This window comes from Crenalkalicoccus roseus (genome assembly GCF_004761865.1).
GTDB lineage: Bacteria > Pseudomonadota > Alphaproteobacteria > Acetobacterales > Acetobacteraceae > Crenalkalicoccus > Crenalkalicoccus roseus.
Map to the genome: position 1 here is coordinate 67726 of NZ_SJDM01000003.1, position 19058 is coordinate 86783.

The 19058-nt window shown below is 72.7% G+C and carries 17 protein-coding genes; 12 read left to right on the forward strand and 5 right to left on the reverse strand.

Features of this window, described 5'->3' with window-relative positions; all coding sequences use genetic code 11:
• Positions 1-23: 23 nt before the first annotated feature.
• Together ET526_RS04195 and ET526_RS04200 are read right to left on the reverse strand one after the other, a co-directional pair.
• Positions 24-998, reverse strand: a complete 975-nt coding sequence (locus ET526_RS04195) for a crotonase/enoyl-CoA hydratase family protein (RefSeq protein ID WP_135466425.1) — start codon at positions 996-998, stop codon at positions 24-26.
• Between the two features lie 439 nt (positions 999-1437).
• Complete coding sequence (locus ET526_RS04200) at positions 1438-2781, reverse strand: NAD(P)H-dependent oxidoreductase (protein WP_135466426.1); 1344 nt, start codon at positions 2779-2781, stop codon at positions 1438-1440.
• Between the two features lie 210 nt (positions 2782-2991).
• Here ET526_RS04200 and ltnD point away from each other — a divergent pair, with 210 nt between their 5' ends.
• From ltnD to ET526_RS04245, 9 genes are all read left to right on the forward strand, one after another.
• The gene (gene ltnD, locus ET526_RS04205) at positions 2992-3903 is read left to right on the forward strand and encodes an L-threonate dehydrogenase (protein WP_135466427.1); all 912 of its coding nucleotides are present in this window, start codon (positions 2992-2994) and stop codon (positions 3901-3903) included.
• A 68-nt stretch (positions 3904-3971) separates the two neighbouring features.
• A complete protein-coding gene (locus tag ET526_RS04210) occupies positions 3972-4154 on the forward strand; it encodes a hypothetical protein (protein WP_135466428.1) in 183 nt (60 codons plus the stop codon).
• Positions 4155-4264: 110 nt separating this feature from the next.
• Positions 4265-5110 carry a flagellin gene (locus ET526_RS04215; RefSeq protein ID WP_135466429.1) on the forward strand — a complete coding sequence of 282 codons (846 nt, stop codon included), beginning with the start codon at positions 4265-4267 and terminating at the stop codon, positions 5108-5110.
• A gap of 102 nt (positions 5111-5212) precedes the next feature.
• Positions 5213-5554, forward strand: a complete 342-nt coding sequence (locus ET526_RS04220; protein WP_135466430.1) for a flagellar biosynthesis regulator FlaF — start codon at positions 5213-5215, stop codon at positions 5552-5554.
• 18 nt (positions 5555-5572) lie between these two features.
• Positions 5573-7018 carry a methyltransferase domain-containing protein gene (locus tag ET526_RS04225; protein ID WP_135466431.1) on the forward strand — a complete coding sequence of 482 codons (1446 nt, stop codon included), beginning with the start codon at positions 5573-5575 and terminating at the stop codon, positions 7016-7018.
• A 1-nt stretch (position 7019) separates the two neighbouring features.
• Positions 7020-9314 carry an O-linked N-acetylglucosamine transferase, SPINDLY family protein gene (locus ET526_RS04230; RefSeq protein ID WP_135466432.1) on the forward strand — a complete coding sequence of 765 codons (2295 nt, stop codon included), beginning with the start codon at positions 7020-7022 and terminating at the stop codon, positions 9312-9314.
• 83 nt (positions 9315-9397) lie between these two features.
• Entirely contained in the window at positions 9398-10342 is a 945-nt protein-coding gene (locus ET526_RS04235; protein ID WP_135466433.1) for an N-carbamoyl-D-amino-acid hydrolase, read from the forward strand.
• 60 nt (positions 10343-10402) lie between these two features.
• A complete protein-coding gene (locus ET526_RS04240) occupies positions 10403-10717 on the forward strand; it encodes a hypothetical protein (protein WP_135466434.1) in 315 nt (104 codons plus the stop codon).
• Between the two features lie 303 nt (positions 10718-11020).
• On the forward strand, positions 11021-12790 hold the full coding sequence (locus ET526_RS04245) for a flavin-containing monooxygenase (RefSeq protein ID WP_135466435.1): 1770 nt from the start codon (positions 11021-11023) through the stop codon (positions 12788-12790).
• Positions 12791-13105: 315 nt separating this feature from the next.
• On the opposite strand, the gene ET526_RS04250 is transcribed toward ET526_RS04245, so the two are convergent.
• The 3 genes from ET526_RS04250 to ET526_RS04260 all read right to left on the reverse strand — a co-directional run bounded on the left by ET526_RS04250 (position 13106) and on the right by ET526_RS04260 (position 15756).
• Complete coding sequence (locus ET526_RS04250; RefSeq protein WP_135466436.1) at positions 13106-13420, reverse strand: antibiotic biosynthesis monooxygenase family protein; 315 nt, start codon at positions 13418-13420, stop codon at positions 13106-13108.
• A 202-nt stretch (positions 13421-13622) separates the two neighbouring features.
• Positions 13623-15125 (reverse strand): tripartite tricarboxylate transporter permease, encoded by a 1503-nt coding sequence (locus tag ET526_RS04255; RefSeq protein ID WP_135466437.1) that lies wholly within the window; start codon positions 15123-15125, stop codon positions 13623-13625.
• 25 nt (positions 15126-15150) lie between these two features.
• Positions 15151-15756: a tripartite tricarboxylate transporter TctB family protein gene (locus ET526_RS04260; protein ID WP_135466438.1), complete on the reverse strand. Its 606-nt coding sequence runs from the start codon at positions 15754-15756 to the stop codon at positions 15151-15153.
• Between the two features lie 346 nt (positions 15757-16102).
• Here ET526_RS04260 and ET526_RS04265 point away from each other — a divergent pair, with 346 nt between their 5' ends.
• The 3 genes from ET526_RS04265 to ET526_RS04275 are packed head-to-tail and all read left to right on the forward strand — an operon-like array spanning position 16103 to position 19046.
• Complete coding sequence (locus ET526_RS04265) at positions 16103-17281, forward strand: M20 metallopeptidase family protein (protein ID WP_135466439.1); 1179 nt, start codon at positions 16103-16105, stop codon at positions 17279-17281.
• Positions 17278-18066: a creatininase family protein gene (locus ET526_RS04270; protein WP_158295488.1), complete on the forward strand. Its 789-nt coding sequence runs from the start codon at positions 17278-17280 to the stop codon at positions 18064-18066. The genes ET526_RS04265 and ET526_RS04270 overlap by 4 nt, the downstream gene beginning before the upstream one ends.
• Positions 18063-19046, forward strand: coding sequence for a ketopantoate reductase family protein (locus ET526_RS04275; RefSeq protein ID WP_135466441.1), 984 nt, complete (start codon positions 18063-18065; stop codon positions 19044-19046). The genes ET526_RS04270 and ET526_RS04275 overlap by 4 nt, the downstream gene beginning before the upstream one ends.
• Positions 19047-19058 lie beyond the last annotated feature (12 nt).

Sequence of the window (19058 nt, forward strand, 5' to 3'; positions counted from 1 at the left end):
CGGAGCGGTCCTGCGCGCCTTTCTCAAGCGGCCGCCGTCGCCCGCTCGCGCCCCGGCGCCGCCCGCCGGCGGTCCTGCGCCGCGACCAGGCGGGCCATGAGGCGCAGGTCCTGCTCGGTGAGGCGGATCGCCGTCTCGGCCCAGAGGTCCACGATCTCCTGCAGCTCCTCGAGCGTCACCGGGCTGACCCGGCGCCGGGCGCGCAGATGGCCCTGCAGCGCGTTGTGGCGGCGGTTGTTCTTCTCGATGTGGTCGAGCAGCGCGGCCTCGCCCTCTCCATCGGGCGCCAGCACGTCCACGATCCCCATCTCGTGCAGCTCCTCGGCGGTGTAGATCTTGCCGCTGGTGATCATGCGGTCGGCCTCGCGCTGCCCGACCTTGCGCATCAGGAAGCTGTGCGCACCCATGCCCGGGAAGAGGTTGAACAGCACCTCGGGCAGGCCGAATCTGGCGCTCCGCTCGGCCACGATCATGTCGTGCGACAGGGCGCATTCGAAGCCGCCGCCCAGCGCGTCTCCCTGCACCAGGGCGATGGTGATGACGGGCAGGTCGAAGCCGGTGTGGTTGCGGTGGATCGCCGCCACCGCCGCCCGGCCGTAGCGGCGCAGCCCGTCGAGGTCGCCGGCCCCGATCAGCTTATGGAACAGGTTGAGGTCGCCGCCGAGGTTGAAGATGCCGGGGATGGCCGAGCCGCAGACGAAGTAGCGGAAGGGCGCCTCCGCGGCGGTGCGCACGCCCTGGAACATGCGCTCGATCGAGCGGTGCATGGCGGTGACGTCGCGCAGCAGTTCGGGGCTGAAGCAGGGCCGGCCCTGGGGGTTCAGGCGGCACCAGAAGATGCCGTTGCCGCTGTCCAGCTCCACCCGGATCGTGTCGTAGCGCGCCTCGGCGGCGGCCTGGGCCGCCTCGGGGGTGGGGGCGTCCAGGGTGGTGGCGGGGGGGAAGTCGTGGCCGGGGCGGGCGAGGGTGGCGGCAGGCAGGCGGGGAATGAAGGTCATGGCGCGGTTCCTAGGCTAGGGTGAGCCCCGGGCGGATCTGCACGGGGCGCGGGATGCTCCCCACGCGATTGGGAGGCGCATCCATGGACCCAGCCTAACCAAACACGAGAATTTGATACAACTTTCCCTCAACGGAAGGACCGATCAGAACGGCAATTTGATGTTTGGTGCATCAACTAAAAAGAGATGTGGCGCCGCCATTTATATAATTAACGGAGAGTTTGTCCCAGTTTTTCTCTAGGAAAAGCGGTGAGAGGTGTATCAAACGCGCGCCGAACGCGAAAATTCCTTCCCAGGCATGATTCCCTCCACCCGGCACACGCAACCGCGCGGCCCCGCGCCCCGGCGAGTCGGCACGGCCACCCGTCCGTCCCAGAAAGGCGCCTGGGCTGTTCCCGTCCCGCAGGCGGTCCTGGCGTGGGGGGAAGGGCACGGCGGGTCAGCGCAGCCGTGCCGCCGCCTCCATCTCCCGGCGCACCCGCACCGCCTCCGCGGCCGGGTCGAAGGCCACATCGGCCCAGCGCACCGTCTCTCCCCGCCGCACCGGCCGGGTCAGCGCCACCCCGTGCGCGAGGCCGATGGGCAGCGCGCCCATCTCCAGCGAGCGGGCGGCGGGCAGGCACTTTCCCCAGACCATGGCACCGCCCTCGCCATCCAGCACCTCGCCGGCCGCAAGGTCGCGCTTCGCCGTGGCCACCACGTCGCCGCGCCAGGCCTCCGGCGCCCCGGTCGGTTCCCGCCGCAGCGCCGCGCTGGCGACGGACACGCCGAGTTCGAGGCCGATGAAGTGGTAGGGGCGCCACAGCGCGGCGTAGCGCCCGGAGGGATCGGTGGCGACGCCGTACTCGGCGAAGCAGCGGCGGATGTAGTCGGTCTCGCCCTCGAACACCGCATAGACGCCCCAGCGCAGGTCGTCCGCCACCGGCCGCCCGTCGCGCTCCAGCGAGGAGACCACCTCCACCTGGCCCTTGGCGTGCAGCACGCCGCCCTCGGCGCGCGGGCGCAGCACCGTGGGCAGGTCCCGCGTGCCGCAGGGCGGGAAGAGCAGCCCGTCCTCCGGCGGCAGGAGGCCGGTGGCGTTGGCGATCGCCGCCATCTCGATGCCGCTCTTGGTGCCGTCGAGGAAGGAGTTGAACATCTGCGGGTTCATCCCGCCCGCCTGCGCCTGCTCGGGCGCCAGCCCGTAGAATCCCCAGACCGTCTCCGGCGTGCTCTCGTGGAAATGCGGCAGGTACTTCGTGCCCTTGCCGGCGGCCACGACGGGGAAGCCGGCGGCGCGCAGCGTGTCCACCAGTTCGCACACCAGGGCCGGCTGATCGCCATAGGCGAGCGAATAGACCACCCCCGCCGTGCGCGCCCGCTCGGCCAGCAGCGGGCCGGCGAGCACGTCGGCCTCCACATTCACCATGACGACGTGCTTGCCCTGCGCGATCGCCGCCAGCGCGTGGCGGATGCCGGCGGCCGGGTTGCCGGTGCACTCGATCACCACCTCGATCCGCGGCTCGGCGATCAGCGCCATCGCATCCTCGAGCAGCGCGGTGGCGCCGCTCCGCAGCGCGGCGTCGAGGTCGGGCGCGGCGCCGCGGGCCTCCGGCCAGCCGATGCGCGCCAGCGCCGCCCGCGCCCGCGCCGGGGAGAGGTCGGCGATGCCGGCGACGTGCAGCCCGGGCGTGCGCTCGGCGCTGGCGAGGAACATGGAGCCGAACTTCCCGGCGCCGATCAGGCCGACCGTAACGGGCCGCCCCTCGGCGGCACGGGCGCGCAGCATGCGGTGCAGGTTCATCGCGTCTCTCCGGCGCTGGCAGGCGGCGCGGCCCGGGAGCGCGCGGAGGAGGGGAGCCGCGCCGCCCCGGTCGCGCCTGGTGGCGGGCCGGGTCTAGCGCCCGCCCCGCGGCGGCGGAAGCGCGACCCGCGGAAAGGCATCGCCCAGGGCGCGCTTGACGCGGCCGGGGAGGGGCCGGAGCCTCGGCGCACCGGACAAGGGAGAAGCGGCATGCGCGTCGCCGTCATCGGCCTCGGCAATATGGGCATGGGCGCCGCCCTGAACCTGCTGCGCGCCGAGGGGCTGGAGGTGGCGGGCTGCGACCCGCGCGAGGCCGCGCGCGCGGAGTTCGCCGCCGCCGGCGGCACCGCCCTCGCGCGCGCCGACGCGCTGCCGGAGGGGACGCAGGCGGTGCTGGTGCTGGTGGTCAACGCCGCCCAGGCCGAGGCGGCGCTGTTCGGCCCCGAGGGCTGCGCGCCCCGCCTCGCCCCCGGCGCGGCGCTGATCGTCTCCGCCACCATGGCGCCGGAGGCGGCGCGGGCGCTGGCGGAGCAGGCGGCGGCGCGCGGCCTGCTCTACCTGGATGCCCCGGTCTCGGGCGGCGCCGTCGGCGCGCGCGAGGGCGCCCTGACGGTCATGGCCTCGGGCAGCGCACAGGCCTTCGACAAGGCGGCGCCGGTGCTGGCGGCAGTGGCGAGGCGGGTGTGGAACCTCGGCGCCGAGCCCGGCCTCGGCAGCACGATGAAGGTGGTGCACCAGCTCCTCGCCGGGGTGCACATCGCCGCGGCGGCGGAGGCGATGGCGCTCGGCATCCGCGCCGGGCTCGACCCGCGCACGCTGTACGAGGTGGTGGTCGGCGCGGCCGGCAATTCCTGGATGTTCGAGAACCGCATGCCGCGGGTGCTGGCGGGCGACGATGCGCCGCGCTCGGCGGTGGACATCTTCGTCAAGGATCTCGGCCTGGTGGAGGAGATGGCGCGGTCCTTCTCCTTCCCGGCGCTGCTGGCGGCGCAGGCTCATCAACTCTTCGTGTCGGCACGGGCGCTGGGGCATGGCGCGAAGGACGACGCCTTCGTCATCCGCGCCTATCAGGCACTGAGCGGCTTCGCCCTGCCGGGGGAAGCAGGAGCCTCGGGCGGCTGATCCTGCCGGCAGGTCCGGGCCACGCGGAGCGCTTGCCAGCATGTTCTTGTTTTGTTCAAAATCGTCGCATGAGCCGCGCCCGCACCTGCGACCCCTCCCTTGCCATCCCGCCCGTGCCGCGACAGGCCGTCCCCGCCCGGCCGCGTCGCGGGTGGGTGGAAGCGGTGCGGGAGGCGAGCCTCGCCGGAATGGCGACGCTCCTCGCCTCCTGGGGCCTGGCGGAGCTGGCGCTGCTGCTCGGCGGGTACTGAGCGGCCGGTGTGAGATTCCCCTGCCGCCTTAACCGCGGCTTCACCCTTCCCCGGAAGAGTGGTGGCGTGGGTCCGGACGAGCCGGGCCCCGCGCAGAGGGGAAAATCCGGATGTCGCTCAACTCGGTCAACACCAACATCGGCGCCATGGTGGCGCTGCAGTCACTGAACCGCACCAACGAGGAACTGGCGGCGACGCAGAAGCGCATCTCCACCGGCTTCCGCGTCGCCGATGCGCGCGACGACGGTGCCGCCTTCGCGGTGGCCGAGCGCGTGCGCAGCGAGATCGCCGCCACCCGCTCCGCCAACGAGCAGCTCGGCGGCACCAAGGGTCTGCTCAACGTCACCCAGAAGGCGCTGGAGAACGTCTCCAGCAGCCTGACCAAGCTGCGGGAGATCACCGTCAAGCTCGCCGACGGCACTATCAGCGACGACCAGCGCACCCAGTACCAGGCGCAGGCCCGGGAGATCACCAACAACATCAAGGGCTTCCTCGACGACGCCAGCTACAACGGCAAGACCATCCTCGCCGGCACCGCGGCGCAGAAGGTGGTGCGCAATGGCGCCGGCGACATTTACTCCTTCAACGCATACAACGCGCTTTCCAGCGTGTACGACCAAGTCGCGAACGCCACGGGCGTGTTCGGCACCAGCAACGTCACCGCCGGTGACGCCCGGGCCGCCATGACCACGAGCGGCGCGCTCTCCACCGCCATCACGCGCACGCTGACCCAGCTCAACAATTTCGGCAACTACGCCCGCTACATCGACAACCAGATCGAGTTCAACAAGTCCAAGATGGACGCGCAGGAAGCCGGTCTCGGCGCGCTGGTGGACGCCGACCTGGCGAAGGAATCGGCCAGGCTGCAGGCCCTGCAGATCCGCCAGCAGCTCGGTACGCAGTCCCTCAGCATCGCCAACCAGGCGCCGCAGGCGCTGCTCAGCCTGTTCCGCTGAGGCAGGGCACAGGCCGGCAGGAAGCCGGCCCACCCCGCATGATCCCGTCCCGCCGCGCGTTCCGCGTGGCCGGCCAGATCCCTTCCGCGAGGTCCACTCCCCATGATGCCCGAATTGCAAGCCGCGCAGGGTGCCGCCGCCTATCGCCGCCGGCTGACGCCGAAGCAGATGGAGGCCGAGGTGTTCGCCCGCGCCACCCGCGCCATCCGCGCCGCGGAGGGCGGCGGCCCGCTCGACCGCGCCCGTGCCATCGCCGACAACCGCCGCCTCTGGGACGCCGTGCACGACCTGGTCGTGGACCCGACCAATGCGCTGCCTGCCCCGCTGCGCGCGCAGATCGCCAGCGTCGCCCGCGCCGTGGTGCGCGAATGCGACGCCAAGGAGCCCGACCTCGGCTTCGTCGCCGAGATCAACGAAAGCTTCGCCGCCGGCCTCTGGCGCTGACCCGAAGGGAGCCACCCGATGAACGCCGTCACTTCCGCACCGCCGCAGGATGCGGCGCTGGCCGAGCGCCTCGCCGGGCGCGCAAGGCTGGCGCTGCGGGAGAGGCGGCCCGCCGAGGCGCTGCCCCTGCTCGACCGGTTGCGGCGCCTGCCCGGCCAGGCCGGTGCCGCGGCGGCGCTGCGCGCCGAGGCGCTGCTCGACCTCGCCGCCTTCCAGGAGGCCGACGAGGCGGCCGCCGAGGCGCTCACCGCCAATCCCGGCTCCGCCGCCCTTTTGCAGTTGCGGGCCAGGGCCCATGCCGCATGCGGCCGGCGCCTCGACGCGATAGACGCCGCCGCGGGAGCGGTGATGGCCGCGCCAGGCGACCCGCTGGCCAAGGCGCTGCTCGGCGCCATGCTGCTCGACGACCAGCGCACCGAGGAGGCGATCTACTTCCTTGGCCTCGCCTTCAAGGCCATGCCGGACAACCCGCGCATCCAGCTTCGCCTGGCCGCCGCGCTGCGGCAGGCCGGGCGCCACGAGGCGGCGGCGGAACTGCTTGACCACTGCGCCACCATCGCGCCGAACCTGCCCGGCCTCGCCGAGGCGCGGTCGAGAACGGCGCTCGCCGCCGGCGATCCGGAGCGCGCGATCGCGCTCGCCGAGGAGGGGCTGCAGCGCCTCGGGCCCGACGCCGCGCTCTACAGCGCGCTCGCCCACGCGCTGGAGGCGGCGGGGCGGCGCGAGGAGGCCGGGCCGTATTTCCGCATGGCCGCGCGCCTCGCCCCGCACGATCCCTATCTCGCGCATCTCGCCGCCACCATGGCCGGCGAGACGACGGCGCGCGCCACCGAGGGCTACATACAGTCCCTCTTCGACGGCTACGCACCCCGCTTCGAGACCTCGCTGATCGCGCTTGGCTACCGCGTCCCCGGCCTGATCCGCCGCGCTGTCGAGCGGCTGCTGCCCGAGGTCGCGGCGGGGCGGCGGCGGCTCGGCCCGGTGCTGGATCTCGGCTGCGGCACCGGCCTGGTCGGCGTCGCCCTGCACGACCTTCTGGGCGACACGCTGGTGGGCGTGGACCTCTCGCGCCGCATGCTGGAGGAGGCGGCGGCGAAGGGGATCTACACCGCTCTGCGCCGGGCCGAGCTCTCCGCCGCGCTGCGGGAGGACCAGGGCGCCTATGCGCTGATCACGGCCGGGGACGTGTTCTGCTACCTCGGGGAGCTGACGGAGGTGCTCACCCTCTGCCGCGCCTGCCTCGCTCCCGGCGGGCTGCTGCTGTTCAGCGTCGAGCGCGGCGAGCCGGGCAGCGGCGTGCGCCTCGGTGCGCAGGGGCGCTACCATCACGCCCCCGACCTAGTGCGGGCGCATCTCGCCGCGGCGGGACTCGAGGCGGCCGAGACGCGGGAGGAGGACCTCCGTCTCGATCGCGGCCAGCCCGTGCCGGGGCTGCTCGTCGCCGCCCGTATCGCGGGGTGCTGACATGGCCGCGCCGGAGGGTCCCTTCCGCGCCGCCATCCTGGCCCTTGCCGAGGGGCGGCCGGCCGCGGCGGTGCCGCTGCTGGAGGAGGCGGCGGCGCGCGGCGACGGCGGCGGCTATGCCTGGCTGAACCTCGGCCTCGCCCTGTCGCAGCTCGGCCGCCTGGCCGAGGCGGTGCCGCCGCTCGAACGCGCGGCGGAGGCACTGCCCGACCTCGCCGAGCCGCTGTTCCGCCTCGGCCAGATCGCCGGCCTGCGCGGCGAGAACGAACGGGCCGTGGCCTGCTTCCGTGCCGCCCTGGAGCGCCACCGCGATCACGTCCCCTCCCTCGCCGCGCTGGCCGCGACGGAGGAGACGGCCGGGCGGCTTCTGGAAGCGGCAGCGCTGATCGCCCATGCCCGCGCCCTCGATCCGGCCGAGCCGGAGCTCGGCGCCTGGGCGGCCCGCATCGCCCTCGCCCGCGGCGACGCCGCCACCGCGCTGGAGGAGGCGGAGGCGGTGCTGGCGCAGCGGCCGGAGCATGTCGGCGCGGCGCAGACCTTTGCCCGGGCGCTGCTGCGGCTGCACTCGGCCGAGATGGCACTCGATCGGGTGGCCGCGCACGCCGCTGCCGATCCCTTCGCCGCCGGCTGGCCCGTCGCCGCCGCGACGGTGCATGCGCTGAGCGGCAACCTCGCCGCCGCCCTGGCCGAGCTGCAGGCCGCGGCGGCGCTGGCGCCCGAGGCGGCCGAGGTGCAGGGCGAACTCGGCAAGGCGCTCGCCGCCGCAGGCCGCACCGAGGAGGCGGAAGCGGCGTTGCGCCTTGCCGTCGCCGCCAGACCCAACGATGTCGGCCTGCGCAACCGGCTGGCGACGGTGCTGTGGAAGGCGCACCGCCTGGCCGAGGCGCTGGCGATGCTCGACGCCGCCATCGCCGATTTCGGGCCGGAGCCGGCGCTGCTGATGAACCGCGCCCTGCTGCTCAACCTGCGCGGCGAGCAGGCGGCGGCGCTGGAAGCGGCGGACCGCGCCATAGAGGCCTCGCGCGGAAGCCGCGAGGCGCTGGTGAACCGCCTCTCCGTGCTCGCCTACCATCCGGAGGGCCATGCGCAGGCGCTGCTCGGCATCGGGAGACGCATCGCCGCGAGCCTGGGGCCAGCTCCCGCGCCGCTACATGATGCGCGGCCGGCTGATCCTGACCGCCCGCTGCTCGTCGGCCTGCTGACGGGCAACCTCTGCCGCCATCCGGTCGGCTGGCTGACGGTGTCCGGCATCGAGGCGCTGCCGGAGGACGGCTTCCGCATCGCCGCCTATTCGCTGCGCCCGCGCGAGGATGCCATCACCGCCCGCTTCCGCGCCCGCGCCGCGATGTGGCGGGAAGTGGGGGCGGCGGACGATGCCGCCATCGCGCGGCTGATCGCAGCAGACGGGGTGGACGTGCTGCTCGACCTCGGCGGCTACGGGGAGGGCGGGCGACCCTTTGTGCTGCATCGCCGGCCGGCGCCGGTGCAGATCAAGTGGGTCGGTTCGCAGGCCTCCAGCACCGGGCTCGACTGCGTGGACTGGATGCTGACCGACCGCTGGGAGACGCCGGAGGGGTTCGAGCGCTTCTACTCCGAACGGCTGCTGCGCCTCCCCGACGGCTATGTCTGCTACGCGCCGCCGGCCTACGCGCCGCCGGTGGCGCCGCTGCCGGCGCTCGCCACGGGGCGGGTGACCTTCGGCTGCTTCAACAACCTCGCCAAGATCACGCCGGCGGTGATGGCCGCCTGGGCGCGCATCCTGGTCGCGCTGCCGGAGTCCCGCCTGGTGCTCCGCACCTCCGCACTGAGCGACGCGGAAACCCGGCGCCTGCTGCTGCGCCGGCTCATCGGGGCGGGGCTGCCCGAGGGGCGCGTCACGCTCGGGGAGGGGCTGCCGCATCACGCCTTCCTCGCCTCCTATGGCGAGGTGGATATCGCCCTCGATCCCTTCCCCTACACGGGGGGGCTGACGGTGTGCGAGGCGCTGTGGATGGGCGTGCCTACCGTAAGTCTCGCCGGCGACAGCTTCGCCGCCCGCCATGCCCTGAGCCATCTGAGCAATGTCGGCCTTGCGGACTGGGTGGTGGAGACCGTGGACGCGTATGTCGCCCTGGCCCTGTCGCGGGCGCGCGACCTCGGCGGCCTCGCGGCCCTGCGTGCTGGGCTGCGGGAGCGGGTGCGTGCCTCGCCGCTGTGCGATGCCCCGCGCTTCGGCCGGAACCTTGCGGCGGCGTTGCGCTTCGCCTGGCGCGACTGGTGCGCGCGCGCCGGGGCGGAAGGAAAGCGGGCGCGCTGACGCCTTGCCCGGCGCGCCGCCTTGGCGGAGCGACGCGACGGGTGCAAGGAAGCGGCGGATCGCCCTTGCCGGAGATGAAGCCGATGCCCCGCATCCTCCGCGTCGCCGGGGCCCAGACGGGTCCCATCCAGCGCGCCGACAGCCGTGCCCGAACCCTCTCGCGCCTGATCGCGCTGCTCGAGGAGGCCGCGGGGCAGGGGGCGCGGCTTGTCGTCTTTCCCGAACTGGCGCTCACCACCTTCTTTCCGCGCTGGCCGATGGAGGAGGCGGAGCTCCTCGCCCATTTCGAGCGAGCCATGCCGAACCCCGATGTCCAGCCGCTGTTCGACCGGGCGCAGGCGCTCGGCGTCGGCTTCTATCTCGGCTATGCGGAGCTGACGGAGGAGGGGCGGCGCTTCAACACCGCCATCACCGTGGGGCCGGATGGACGCATTCTCGGCAAGTACCGCAAGATCCACCTGCCCGGCAGCCGGGAGATCCGCGCCGGTCAGCGCTACCAGCAGCTCGAGAAGCGCTACTTCGAGTATGGCGATCTTGGCTTCCCGGCCTTCCGCGGCCCCGCGGCATGGGGATCGCCGGTTCTCGGCATGCTGGTCTGCAACGACCGCCGCTGGCCGGAGGCGTGGCGCTGCTACGGCCTGCAGGGGGTGGAGCTGATGATGATGGGCTACAATTCCGCCGCCTACGACCCGAATGGCGGCGAGGGGGAAAGCGCTGAGCTGCGCACCTTCCACTCCACCTTGGCGGTGCAGGCCAACGCGTACATGAACGCCACCTGGGCGGTGTCGGTGGCCAAGGCCGGGGTGGAGGACGGTGCCGGCCTCATTGGCGGCAGCGTCATCGTCGACCCCAACGGCATCGTGGTGGCCGGAGCGCGGACGCTGGAGGACGAGGTGATCGTGGCGGATGTGGACTTCGACGCCTGCCGCCAGGGCAAGGAGAAGATGTTCAACTTCGCCGCGCACCGCCGCCCGCAATGGTATCGCCCGATCGTGGAGCAGGTGGGCGCCGTTCCGCCTCCTGCCTGAGCCCCCGGCGCAACCGCCGCGTTCCCCGCGCGTCATGACCTGCAAGCGGTGGAGGCGGTGATGCGGTGGATCCTTCCTGCGGCGTTGGGCGGTCTGATGACGGCGGGTCTCGCCATGGCGCAAACCCCGGCGGAGCGTGCCGGCCAGGCCCTGGAGCGTGAGATCGCCCGCGACCGGCTCCGCGACGCCGCCGAGGCCGCGCGCGCGGCGGATACGGCCCCTGCCCGCGGCGCCCCACCTTCGGCTCCCCAGGCCCGCCAGCTCGACGAGGATCGTGCCGCCGGGTTGCAGCCCGATGTCGGCCGCCCCGAGCGCCTAGGGCGGCTGCCGGGCACGCAGCGCACGCCCGGCGCGGACGGGAACGTGCAGCGCTAGCGTCCGACCCGCGGAGGCGGGGGCGCCGGAGCGGCGAAGCAGCCACCCCATGAAGGGCGGAAGCGGGGTCCGCCAAAGCGGATCGCGCCGTAGAGCGGATCCGGCTCAGGGGCTCACCTGAACCGGTCAGGATCCTCGCACATCAAACGACCGGCGCGGAGGGACATGCCCTCCGGAACCGTCGTCGCGGGTGTGGCCAGGCGGAAGCGGCGCCAGGACCGTCGGCGGTCGATATGGCCGGCGCTTGCCCCGCCCGGTTCCGGCGCCCAAACTCCGCCCCAGAAAGCGACGGAGGAACGCGCCATGGACGGCATCCTGACGGGACGCCCGGTGGAAGCGGCGGCACGCGAATGGCTCGACGCCTTCGGGGCAGCCCTGGCCTCGGGCAGCGCCCCGGCCCTCGCCGGCCTCTTCGCCGAGGAGTGCCACTGGCGCGACATCCTCGCCTTCGGCTGGGACCTGCGCACCACCTCCGGCGCCGCGGCGATCGCCGGCCGGCTGGCGCCGGCCGCGGCACGCGCCCGTGCGCGTGGCGTGGCGTTGGCCAGGGACCGCACGCCGCCGCGCCTCGTGACCCGTGCCGGCACCGAGGCGGTGGAGGCGATCTTCGCCTTCGAGACGGAAACCGGCCCCTGCAATGGCGTGGTGCGCCTGGTGAAGGAGGGCGGCGCGCCGCGCGCATGGACGCTGATGACCGCGCTCGACGAGCTCCGCGGCCATGAGGATCCGGCCAACGGCAAGCGCTGGCAGGATGTGGACTGGAAGCGGAATTTCGGCGGCGAGAACTGGCTCGACCGCCGCAGGAAGGCCGTGGCCTACGCCGACCGCGACCCGGCGGTGCTGGTGGTGGGGGCAGCGCAGTCCGGGCTCACGGCCGCGGCGCGGCTGACGCTGCTCGGCGTGGACACGCTGGTCGTGGACCGCGAGGCGCGGATCGGCGATTCCTGGCGCCGTCGCTATCATGCGCTGACGCTGCACAACGAGACGCGCGTCAACCACCTGCCCTACATGCCCTTCCCCAAATCCTTCCCGGTCTTCATCCCGAAGGACATGCTGGCCAACTGGTTCGAGATCTACGCCGAGGCGATGGAGCTGAACGTCTGGACCGGCACGGAGCTGACGGATGGGCGCTGGGACGAGGCGGCGGGGTGCTGGGACGTCACGCTGCGCCGCGCTGATGGGACCGAGCGCCGGATGCGCCCGCGCCACATCGTCATGGCCAACGGCGTCAGCTCCATCCCGATCATGCCGGAGCTGCCGGGCCTCAGGGAGTTTCGCGGCACGGTGCGCCATTCCGGCGATTACGGCAGCGGCCTCGACTGGAAGGGCCGGCGGGCGCTGGTGCTCGGCACCGGCACCTCGGGGCACGACGTGGCGCAGGACCTCGCCGTTTCCGGCGCGGCGGAGGTGACGCTGATCCAGCGCAGCCCGACGCTGGTGGTGAGCCTCAAGGAGGCGCAGGCGCCCTACGCCCTCTACGACGAGGAGATCCCCTTCGAGGACAAGGACCTGCTCGCCACCTCCTTCCCCTTCCCGGTCTACCGCCGCGCGCATCAGCTCATGACGGCGAGGAATGAGCAGGCGGATCGGGACCTGCTGGAAGGTCTGCGCCGGCGCGGCTTCCGCCTGACTTCGGGGCCGGACGGCACGGGCTGGCAGATCATGTACCAGAACCGCGGCGGGGGATACTATTTCGACGCCGGATGTTCGCAGCTCATCGTCGAGGGACGTGTCGGCCTCATCCAGTATGCCGATATCGAGCGCTTCGGGCCCGAGGGCGCCATCATGAAGGATGGCAGCGTCAGGCCGGCCGACCTCATCGTGCTGGCGACCGGCTACGAAGGCCAGCTCGCGGCGGCGCGGCGCATCCTCGGGGAGGCGGTGGCGGAACGGGTCGGCAAGGTGTGGGGCTTCGACGAGGAGGGCGAGCTGCACGGCATGTGGCGTCCGACCGGGCAGCCCGGTCTGTGGTTCCATGGCGGCGGCTTGGCGCAGTGCCGCATCTTCTCGAAGGTGCTGGCGCTGCAGATCAAGGCGCGCGAACTCGGCCTTCCCGTGACCGCCGGGTTCTGAGCGCACCGGCGGGAGAGGGCGCTCCGCTCGGAGGATCGCCAGCATGCGGCCGAGGCGCGGGCGGTGGTCCTGCAATCCCGCCTGCGGAACGCCGCAGGGCGTTGGTAGGGCGCCGGAGCAGGCTGCGCGTGCTGGAGGCCGACCCCCCCCGCCATCGCCAGCAAGCACGAGCTGGCGTGTCACCGGCCCGATGCGGCCGCGGCTCGCCGCCCGTCCCAGGCTCGCGCGTGCGGTGAGGGGCCTGCCGCGCCCCCTGTCGCGGATCGCCTGGCCAACTCTCGGTTGGGGGTTAGGGATGGGACCGTCCGGGGGATCTCAGGCCCTGATCTCCTGGATGGTCTCGAAGCCCTCGAACTCCGGGGGACCGAGATAGAGCGGCTTGGCTTGGCCGGCGTCGCGGTGCGCGGTGCGGAACGCCTCCGAGCGGGTCCAGGCCTCGAAATCCGCCCGGCTGCGCCAGAGGCTGTGTGAGGCGTAGAGCACGTGATCCTCCCGCGCCGGGCCGCGCAGCAGGCGGAACTCCACGAAGCCTGGCACCATTCGAAGCTGCGATTGGCGCGTGGTCCAGATCCGCTCGAACTCCGGCGCGGCGTCGGGGGCGACACGGAAGCGGTTCATGGCGATGAACATGTCTCGGCTCCTCCGGCATTCGGTGGCGGGTGATGTAACGCCCATCCCGGGACATGGAAGGTCGTGCCCATCCCATCAGGACGGGCCCGCGCCCACGGGCACGGGAAAGGCCGCCCCGGCTTGCCGGAGCGGCCTTCCGCGGACGCCAGGGCTGATCCACTTTGGCGGATCGCGCCTTCGCTTCTTGTCCAGGCGGTGCGGCTCAGCCGGCCAGCGCCGCCTCCTTGCCCTTGCGCAGGTTGGGCAGCGCCATGGCCAGCAGCGCGACGGCGCCGATGGCGAGCAGGGTGGCGCTGATCGGGCGCTCCACGAACACCATCGGGTCGCCGCGGGAGAGCAGCATGGCCCGGCGCAGATGCTCCTCCATCATCGGGCCGAGGACGAAGCCGATCAGCAGCGGCGCGGGCTCCATCCTCAGCTTGGCGCACATGTAGCCGAACACCGCGAACAGCACCGTCATGTACACGTCGAAGACGTTGTTGTTGATGGAGTAGGAGCCGATCGCGCAGAAGATCAGGATCGAGGGGAAGAGATACTTGTAGGGCACCTGCAGCAGCTTCACCCACATGCCGATCATCGGCAGGTTGATGATCAGCAGCATCAGGTTGCCGATCCACATGGAGGCGATCAGCCCCCAGAACAGGTCGGGCTGCGCCTCCACCATGCGCGGGCCGGGCTGGATGCCCTGGATGATCAGCGCGCCCACCATCAGCGCCATCACCGCGTTGGAGGGAATGCCGAGGGTCAGCAGCGGGATGAAGGAGGTCTGGGAGGCGGCGTTGTTGGCGCTCTCCGGTCCCGCCACGCCTTCGATCGCGCCCTGGCCGAAGAGGTGCCGGTTCTTCGACAGGCGCCGCTCCATCATGTAGGAGCCGAAGGAGGCAAGCGCTGCGCCGCCGCCCGGCAGGATGCCGAGCACCGAGCCGACCACCGTGCCACGCAGCACCGAGGGGGTGGCGCGGACCCATTCCTGCCTGGTCAGCCAGAGCGAGCCGACCTTGGTGCTGAGGACGCTGCGCGCCTCCGGCTTCTCCAGGTTCAGGATGATCTCGGCGATGCCGAACATGCCCATGGCCACGGCGACGAAGCCGATGCCGTCGGACAGTTCCGGAATGCCGAAGGTGAAGCGCTGCTGCCCGGTCTGCACGTCGGTGCCGACCAGGCCGAGGGCGACGCCGAGCACCACCATGCCGATGGACTTCAGGACCGAGCCCTGGGCCAGTACGGCGGAGATGATCAGGCCAAGCAGCATGAGCGAAAAGTAATCCGCCGGCCCGAAGGAGAGCGCCACCGAGGTGAGCAGCGGCCCGGAGGCGGCCACCAGCACGGTCGCCACCGAGCCCGCGAAGAAGGAGCCGATAGCGGCGATGGCGAGCGCCGCCCCCGCCCGCCCGTTGCGGGCCATCTTGTAGCCCTCGAGCGTGGTGACGACGGCGGAGACCTCGCCCGGCAGGTTCAGCAGGATTGCGGTGGTGGAGCCGCCATACTGCGCCCCGTAGTAGATGCCGGCCAGCATGATGATGGCGGTCACCGGCGGCTGCCCGAAGGTGATCGGCAGCAGCAGCGAGATGGTGGCGACCGGCCCGATGCCCGGCAGCACGCCGATCGCCGTGCCGATCAGGCAGCCGATCAGGGCGAAGAGCAGGTTCTCGAAGGAGAGCGCGACGCTGAAGCCGTGCGCCAGGTTGGCGATCAGGGTTTCCATGGGGATCGGTCCCTAGGGCGCGGCGTCAGAGGGACCACGGCCAGACAGGCACGCGGATGTCGAGCTGGCGGATGAAGATCCACCAGCAGAGGCCGAGCAGGAACACCGTGACCCCGACGATGCCGAGCGGCCGCGCCCGGTGATCCGGATCGGCGATCGCCGACACGACGACGGTGCCGATGATTGCCAGCATCAGCCCGCCCTTCTCCAGGAGCAGGGAGAAGACGCAGAGGGCAGCGCAGACATAGCCGAGCATCCGCCAGCCCGCGGCCCAGCAGAGGACGAGGAAGCCCGCCAGCATGCCGAGGCCGACATCGGCGTAGTTCTGCGCGAACAGGGGGCCGAGCCAGGGGGCGACCAGGTACGCGGCGAGGCCGACGGCGACCGCCGCGGCAAGGCTCTTCGCATCCAGGGGGGTCCACTTCTCGAGCGGATCCGGCCCGTTGAAGAGGCCGATCAGCAGGACGATCCCGCCCAGCGCCATCAGCACCCAGAACACCAGCATGGGCATGTAGCCCGGCCCCATGCGGCGGGCGGTGCCGAGGGCATGCTCCTGGTTCAGCCACAGCCCGGCCGCGGCCACGGCGACGAGGAACACGCCCGAGGCGATGTCCTTGGCATTCAACTTCATTCTGAGACCTCTCCTTGCCTCCCTGCTCCTCCGGCTGCGGGCGCGGAAACGCCGCCCGATCCGGTTGCCGCCGCCCTTGAAGCGCCGGGCAAACGAAAGCGGCCGGCGTGCAATCCCCGGCCACTTCACCGCGAGGCATTCTAGCTGGGTCCAAGAAGAGTGCACTACTCGCGCAACCCTGGACTTAAGAACTCATGAAGGACTTGTAACCCCCGTCCTGGTGTTTTCATGCTTTCCGTAAGTAATCCGTAAGCCGGCCATGGCAGGGGGGCCGCTGCCGCGCCGCTTGCCACGCCCTAAGGCAGCGGCGATCCTGCACGCCCTCGCCGCCTGCCGCAGGATGCCCATGCCGCTTGCCAATGACCCCAGAACGCGCATCCGCGACGCTGCCGCCGCGCTCGAGCCGCGGTTGATCGCGCTGCGCCGCGACATCCACGCCCATCCCGAGCTCGCCTTCGAGGAGACCCGCACCGCCGGCATCGTCGCCGCCGAACTCGCCCGCCTCGGCATTCCGCACCGCACCGGCGTGGGGCGCACCGGTGTGCTCGGCGTGATCGAGGGCGGCAGGCCGGGCCCGACGCTCGCCATCCGCGCCGACATGGACGCGCTGCCGATCCAGGAGGAGACCGGGCTGCCCTTCGCCAGCACCGTGCCCGGGAAGATGCACGCCTGCGGGCATGACATCCACACCGTGACGCTGCTCGGCGCCGCCGCGGTGCTGAAGGAGATGGCGCCGCAGCTCGCCGGGCGCGTGGTGCTGGTGTTCCAGCCGGCCGAGGAGGTGCTGGAGGGCGCCGCGGCGATGATCGCCGACGGCGCGGCGGAGGGGGTGGACTACGCGCTCGGCTTCCACAACCACCCGGACATGCCGGCCGGCCGCTTCGGCTACGTCCGCGGCGCCTCGCTCGCCGCCTCGGACCGCTTCGACCTGGTGCTGCGCGGGCGCTCCGGCCACGCCGCCCACCCCTACGCCTCGGTCGATCCCATCGTCGCGGCGGCGCACCTCGTCGCGCAGGTGCAGACGGTGGTCAGCCGCGAGATGAAGGCGATCCACCCGGCCGTCGTCACCATCGGCATGCTCCAGGGCGGCACCACCTACAACATCATCCCCGAGCGCGTGCATCTGAAGGGCACGGTCCGCACCCTGCACGCCGAGGCGCGCGACAAGGCCGAGGCCGCGATCCGCCGCCTGGTGGAGGGGATCTGCGCCGGGATGCGCGTGGCGGCGGAGCTCGCCTACCAGCGCAAGGTCCCGCCGCTGGTCAATGACGACCGCGTGCTGGAGCCCGCCATCGCGGCCGTGCGCGAGCAATTCGGGGAGGTGATGGAGGAGGGTGAGCCCTCCATGGGCGCCGAGGACTTCTCCGCCTTCGCGGAGCGGGTGCCGAGCTTCCAGCTCCGCGTCGGCTCCGGCGCGCCGGGGCGGGAGGACCGGCTGCACAACGCGGCCTACCAGCCGGACGAGCGCTGCATCGGCCTCGGCGTGCAGGCGCTCTCCCGCATCGCGCTGGACATGCTGCGGTGACGCGCCGCATCGCCGAACTCACCGCACCCGAGGTGGCGGAGCGCCTCGCCGCCGGCGCCTGCGTGCTGCTGCCCATGGGCAGCCTGGAGACGCACGGGCCGCAGGCGCCGATGGGCGACTTCCTGCTGGCCGAGGCGGTCGCCGGGCGCATTGCCAGCGCCGCCGCGGCGCACGGGACGGATGCGCTGCTCCTCCCGCCCATCCCCTTTGGCGGCGAGGACTTCTTCTCCTTCGTCCCTGGCGGCGTGGTGCTGACGCCCGCACTGCTGCAGGCCGTAGTGGAGGAGGTGTGCGGCAACCTGATCCGCACCGGCACGCGGCGCATCCTGATCGTCAACGGCCATGCCGGCTCGATCGCGCCGGTGGACGCCGCCTGCCGCGCGCTGCGCCGGCGCCACGACCTCCGCATCCCGGCGTTGCATCTCTGGCGCGCCGCGGGCGCGCTGCACGGCGAGCTCGGCGGCAGCCCCGACAGCCTCGGACATGGCGGCGACCCGGTCTGGTCGGTGGCGCTGCACCTCCGCCCCGACCTCTGCCGCCCGGAGCGGGCGCGGGCGCGGGAGGCGGTGCCGCCCATCCTCGGCCTGCCCGTCGCCGATTTCGGCACGCTGCGCATCGCCGGCGTGCCCTTCGCCGTGCCGATGGAGGTGGAGGAGGTCGCGCCCGGCGGCGTCGCCTGCGCCGACAGCCGCCCCGGCAGCGCGGAACACGGCGAGCGCCTGGTGGCGCGGCTGGCCGAGGCCGGCGCCGCCATGCTCGCGCAGCTGAAGGAGCATGTCGCGTGAGGATCTGCGTCTACGGCCCCGGCGCCATCGGCGGGCATCTGGCGGCGCGGCTGGCGAAGGGGGGCGCGGAGGTTTCCGTGGTCGCCCGCGGCGCGCAGCTCGAGGCGATCCGCGCCCGCGGCCTCGCGGTCCGTGCCGCGGACGGGGTGATCGAGTGCCGTCCCCGCGCCAGCGACGACCCGGCCGAGCTCGGCCCTCAGGACGCGGTGGTGGTGACGACCAAGGTGCCGGCGCTACCCTCCGTCGCCGCCCGCATCGCGCCGCTGCTGGGGGCCGACACGCCGGTCGCCTTCGTCACCAACGGCATTCCCTGGTGGTACTTCGACTGGCATGGCGGCCCGCGCGAGGGCGACCGCGTGCCGGAGGCGGATCCGGGCGACGTGGTGCGCCGCGCCGTCGGCGTGGAGCGCGCCATCGGCGGGGTCATCTACTCCGCCTGCTCGGTCGCGGAACCCGGCGTGGTCGAGGTGACCAGCCGCACCAGCAAGCTGATCCTGGGCGAGCCGGACGGCGCCCGCTCCCCCCGCGCCGTGGCGCTGGCCGCGGCCTTCAAGGCGGGGGGGCTGCCCTGCTCGGTCTCGGCCGACATCCGCACCGATGTCTGGGCAAAGCTGCTGAACAACCTCTCCAACGGCCCGGTCTGCCTGCTGACCCGGCGGCACATGCGCGACACCTTCGCCGATCCTGCGATCCGCGCGGCGGCGGTGCGCGTGGTCGAGGAGGGGATGGCGGTCGCCGCCGCGCTCGGCCGGCCCGTGCCCGGCTCGGCCGAGGAGCGGATCGCGCTCTCCGCCGACCTGCCGCACAAGCCCTCCATCCTGCAGGACCTGGAGGCGGGACGGCCGATGGAGGTGGAGGCGCTGTTCATGGCGCCGCTCCGCCTCGCCCGCGAGGCCGGGGTGCCGACGCCGACCCTGTCCCTGCTGGTGGCGCTCGCGGCCCAGGCGGCGGAGGCGGCGGGCCTATATAAGCGGGTATGAGCGGGCGGGCTG